The 1,936-nt window shown below is 57.0% G+C and carries 2 rRNA genes; both read right to left on the bottom strand.

What is annotated here, in order from left to right:
- Position 1: 1 nt before the first annotated feature.
- Positions 2-118, bottom strand: a 5S ribosomal RNA gene (rrf, locus tag AC2CHE_RS26775).
- A 95-nt stretch (positions 119-213) separates the two neighbouring features.
- A 23S ribosomal RNA gene (locus tag AC2CHE_RS26770) occupies positions 214-1,936 on the bottom strand; the annotation flags it as partial.

Below are 1,936 nucleotides of genomic sequence, written 5' to 3'. Positions count from 1 at the left end.
TGTCCGGCGGTGTCCTACTCTCCCACACCCTCCCGGGTGCAGTACCATCGGCGCTGGAGGGCTTAGCTTCCGGGTTCGGAATGAGACCGGGCGTTTCCCCTCCGCCATGACCGCCGTAACCTTATCAACATGTCAAACAACACCAACACCAACCCACTTGTCGGGATGTTGTTTGTTTGTTGTGAGTTACACAGTGGACGCGTAGCAGCTTTGATAGTCAAGTCCTCGGCCTATTAGTACCGGTCAACTGAACCCGTTACCGGGCTTACATTTCCGGCCTATCAACCCAGTCGTCTAGCTGGGGGCCTTACCCCACCAAAGGTGGGTGGGATACCTCATCTTGAAGCAGGCTTCCCGCTTAGATGCTTTCAGCGGTTATCCCTTCCGAACGTAGCTAACCAGCCGTGCCCCTGGCGGGACAACTGGCACACCAGAGGTTCGTCCGTCCCGGTCCTCTCGTACTAGGGACAGCCCTTCTCAAGTATCCTACGCGCACGGCGGATAGGGACCGAACTGTCTCACGACGTTCTAAACCCAGCTCGCGTACCGCTTTAATGGGCGAACAGCCCAACCCTTGGGACCTGCTACAGCCCCAGGATGCGACGAGCCGACATCGAGGTGCCAAACCATCCCGTCGATATGGACTCTTGGGGAAGATCAGCCTGTTATCCCCGGGGTACCTTTTATCCGTTGAGCGACACCGCTTCCACACGCAAGTGCCGGATCACTAGTCCCGACTTTCGTCCCTGCTCGACCCGTCAGTCTCACAGTCAAGCTCCCTTGTGCACTTGCACTCAACACCTGATTGCCAACCAGGCTGAGGGAACCTTTGGGCGCCTCCGTTACCCTTTAGGAGGCAACCGCCCCAGTTAAACTACCCACCAGACACTGTCCCTGAACCGGATAACGGTCCGAAGTTAGATACCCGAATCAACCAGAGTGGTATTTCAAGATTGCCTCCACCCATACTGGCGTATAGGCTTCACCGGCTCCCACCTATCCTACACAAGCCGACTCAAATACCAATGTCAAGCTATAGTAAAGGTCCCGGGGTCTTTCCGTCCTGCCGCGCGTAACGAGCATCTTTACTCGTACTGCAATTTCGCCGGGCCTGTGGTTGAGACAGTGGGGAAGTCGTTACGCCATTCGTGCAGGTCGGAACTTACCCGACAAGGAATTTCGCTACCTTAGGATGGTTATAGTTACCACCGCCGTTTACTGGCGCTTAAGTTCTCCGCTTCGCCCCCGAAAGAGCTAACAGGTCCCCTTAACGTTCCAGCACCGGGCAGGCGTCAGTCCATATACATCGAATTACTTCTTCGCATGGACCTGTGTTTTTAGTAAACAGTCGCTTCCCCCTGCTCTCTGCGGCCATACAACGCTCCACCCGCGCGGGGCTTCACGTCTCCGGCCCCCCTTCTCCCTAAGTTACGGGGGCAATTTGCCGAGTTCCTTAACCACAGTTCGCCCGATCGCCTCGGTATTCTCTACCTGACCACCTGTGTCGGTTTGGGGTACGGGCCGCTCAGAACTCGCTAGAGGCTTTTCTCGGCAGCATAGGATCACTGACTTCACCTGAATCGGCTCGGCATCACGTCTCAGCCCCATGACATGCGGATTTACCTACACATCGGCCTACACGCTTACCCCGGCACAACCACCGGCCGGGCTCAGCTACCTTCCTGCGTCACCCCATCGCTTGACTACTACCCGCCAGGTTCCCACGCTCCCCACCCTCAACCCGAAGGTCTCAGACAGATCGGATGGTTAGCACAACGAAGTTCATCACGGGCGCTCCTTCGCGGGTACGGGAATATCAACCCGTTGTCCATCGACTACGCCTCTCGGCCTCGCCTTAGGTCCCGACTCACCCAGGGCGGATTAACCTGGCCCTGGAACCCTTGGTCATCCGGCGGAAGGGTTTCTCACCCTTCTT

The organism is Micromonospora sp. ATLC16 (genome assembly GCF_057196645.1).
The sequence above is the reverse complement of the archived record's forward strand: the minus strand, read 5'-3'. Positions and strand labels throughout refer to the sequence as shown.